Below are 3,510 nucleotides of genomic sequence, written 5' to 3'. Positions count from 1 at the left end.
CTTTCTCTATCTGAGCTTGATAACCTCGATATCGGCATGGTGTTTGATATGATAACTGAAAACGCCAATGATCATGAGGAATATGATTTTCTTCCTACGCAAGAAGATTTCGACAGATTTTGAAATTAATAATCAGGTAGTAGTAAGGATTGTGAAAAATAAATTCATAGTACTCTTTATTTAATTTGTATTTAATAGAATATTCAACCATCGATTTATACAATAATGATGAAGTAATGTTGGCTGAAAGGATGGTGCTTTTATGAAGAAGAGATTATCTTTTTTTGCGATATTCCATTTTGTAATATTGTTAATTATATGTAGTACTTGTATTCATGCTGACGCTGCGGATATTTCAAAAGATTCAATCGCCTCTAGCGCAGATGCATATTTTAATTATATGGATGCTATGAGATATAGGGATAGGACTGGTGAATATGTTTGCCTACCTATAAGATTGGGATCTCCAGTTGGAAACTCTGACAATATGAAATTTCAGGGTGCAATAATTTATTATGATGAATCATACAGAGACAATATGAGCTGGAATTGGGATGAGGAATTCATTCTTGTTAATAAGAAGCAGGATAAGAGTATGTCATGGGTAGAAAATGATATGCTAATAATTTATGGGAAGTATGTTGGTGTTGAAACTTATTATTCTACTAATCCATACACAGATAAACAGGATCCTGTTGAACATCCAGTGATTGAAGTTTACTATGACCAGCTATCTAGTGATCCGATAGGAGACTGGGAAAGCATTATGCTTAGTGCTCATTCGCATGCTAATCCGAGTAACTATAGTTATGATGACAACTATTATGCGTACGATTATGGATATGGTGATCCGGGTGATACCGGAGACTATGATGAATATGTTTTATACGGCTCAGATAGTTCATATATTGATAAATCATACATACACAGCCTAACTAATGAGGAACTGCGTATTGCAAGAAATGAGATTTATGCTAGGCACGGAAGAATGTTTAATTCTGCTGATTTACAGAACTACTTTAACAGCAAATCTTGGTATTCACCACGTTATACACCTGATGAATTCAATGCAATGGGTGATTCAATGTTAAATGCATATGAAAAAGCTAATCGTGATGCGATAGCTGCAGAAGAAAACTCAAGAAAATAGTAGTTATACATAGAACCGCGATGAAGGCATCAGGCTTTAAAGTCTGGTGCCTTTTTCATGCATAAAAAGGAGCTGGCATGGCAGATAGAATAAAAGGTATCACAGTCGAGATTGGCGGTGATACCACAAAGCTCTCAAAAGCACTTGAGAGTGTAAACAAAAGCATAAGAACTACCCAAGGGTGCCTTACGGATGTCAATAAGCTCCTGAAACTGGATCCTGGGAATACAGAACTTTTATCGCAAAAGCAGGGATACCTGTCAAAAGCGATAGCGGATACAGAAGAAAAGCTAAAGGCTGAGAAAGAAGCCTATGAACAGCTTAAGAACACAGATGGTTTTGATAAAAATTCTGATCAGGCGAAGAATCTGAGAAGGGAAATCGAAGCCACAACAATAAAGCTCAATGAACTGAAGGATGCTGCGGGATCACTTGATTCCTCGGCATCCTCTTTTAGTGCTATGGGCGATAAGATGAAAGCTCTTGGGGACAGCCTCAAGGATTCCGGTGAAAAGATAAAAGCGACGGGAGACAAAATAAAGGATGTCGGCGGTGACCTCACCAAGAAGGTGACCACTCCGATACTCGGTCTCGGTGCGGCAGCAGCAAAGAGCGCCATTGATTTTGAGGATGCTTTCACCGGAGTAAAGAAGACAGTGGATGAAACAGCGACCACATCATATGAAGACCTGTCAAAAGCCATACAGGAGATGGCCACAGTGACAGCTTCTTCACAGAGCGACATTGCCGGAGTAATGGAGGCAGCAGGTCAGCTCGGTGTCGGCGCTGATCATATAGTTGATTTTACAAAGACGATGATAATGCTGGGAGATACTACAAACCTCTCAGCTGATGAAGCAGCAACAGCGCTTGCAAGGTTTGCGAATATAACAGGAACGTCACTTGATGATATGGACAGGCTCGGATCCGTTATCGTAGACCTTGGGAATAATTATGCGACAACAGAATCCGAGATAGTGAACATGGCAACAAGGCTCGCATCGGCAGGAACCATAGCTGGTCTTTCCGAAACAGAAATCCTCGGACTTTCTGCTGCAATGACTTCTGTAGGCATACAGGCTGAGGCTGGCGGTACCGCTATGAGCCAGACGCTTACAACTATTTCAAAAGCAGTGGAACTTGCCGGAACTGCAGGCGATGCAAATGGCAAGTGGGCATCTTCCCTTGAGACCATAGCAGGTATCACGGGATATACCGCTGAAGGATTCAGGGAATTATGGAAGGAGGAAGGCGGAGCCGGAGAACTTACGGAGGAATTCATAAGAGCACTCGGTGTGATGGGTGAGAATGGAGAGAGCGCACTTGTTGCACTTGATGATCTTGGAATGACGGGAATAAGGCAGTCCAACATGCTGCAGTCACTTGCCCTTGCCTATGATATGACGGGGCAGGCTGTGAATACAGCAAATTCAGCTTTTAATGAGAATACGGCATTGCAGGCAGAGGCGGAGAAGAGATATGGAACAACAGCATCTCAGATAGAACAGTTAAAGAGCGGCCTTGTGAATGTCGGCATAAGTTTTGGAACAGTCCTGCTTCCATATCTTCAGCAGGGCATAGGATTCCTTCAGGAACTTTCCGCAAAGATGGCAGCACTCTCTCCGGAACAGCAGAAGATCATAGTTCAGATAGCAGCTGTTGCTGCAGCTGTGGGACCGGTACTGGTAGTTGTAGGTACAGTGATTTCAAGCATAGGAACGATAGTTTCAGCAATAGGATCAGTCATCTCTATAGGCGGTACACTGATCGGTGCAATAGGAGCACTTTCGCCGCCGGTCCTTATTGCAGCAGCTGTGATAGCAGCCTTAGTGGCAGTAGGTGTCCTTCTATATAAGAACTGGGACACCATAAAAGCAAAGGCACAGGAACTGGCGGGAAAACTTTCTGAGAAGTGGAACTCCATTAAGGAGAGCACGAAGCAGGCATTTGACAATGTGAAGAACAGCGTCTCCAATGCCATGAACAATGTCAAAGAGAAATGCTCAAGCGTGTGGAACAATGTAAAGAGCGCCACATCGACTGCCCAGAATGCGATATTGAACGTGGTGAAAGGAAAACTCAATGAAGTAAAGAGTGCTTATGAATCACATGGCGGAGGCATCAAAGGAACTGCAGCAGCCATATGGACTGTCATGACTGAGAAGTACCGCACGGGATTTCAGTTGATAAATACCCTGTCTGGAGGAAAACTTCAGGAGCTGACGAGCAAGTTTAGGGAAGAACTCGCCCATATCCCAGAGAAGGCACAGGAAGCATTGGAGAATCTTAGAAGCAAATTTCATGAAAAACTCGAGGATGTAAAGACACTTGTTTCTGATGCACTGAATGCTGTGGCAGGG

General features: G+C 42.8%; 2 protein-coding genes. Both read left to right on the top strand.

The features are described from left to right. The first annotated feature begins 262 nt into the window (after positions 1-262). Entirely contained in the window at positions 263-1,150 is an 888-nt protein-coding gene (locus G630_RS25530) for a YARHG domain-containing protein (protein WP_026499359.1), read from the top strand. A gap of 77 nt (positions 1,151-1,227) precedes the next feature. Next, on the top strand, positions 1,228-3,510 hold a 2,283-nt coding region (locus G630_RS23925), incomplete at its 3' end, for a phage tail tape measure protein (RefSeq protein ID WP_081668045.1).

The organism is Butyrivibrio sp. WCD2001, assembly GCF_000424485.1.
Classification (GTDB): Bacteria; Bacillota; Clostridia; order Lachnospirales; family Lachnospiraceae; genus Butyrivibrio.
The sequence above is the reverse complement of the archived record's forward strand: the minus strand, read 5'-3'. Positions and strand labels throughout refer to the sequence as shown.

Coding starts and splice junctions, on each gene's coding strand:
- G630_RS25530 (WP_026499359.1), top strand. CDS start 263: ATGAAGAAGAGATTATCTTTTTTTGCGATATTCCATTTTGTAATATTG.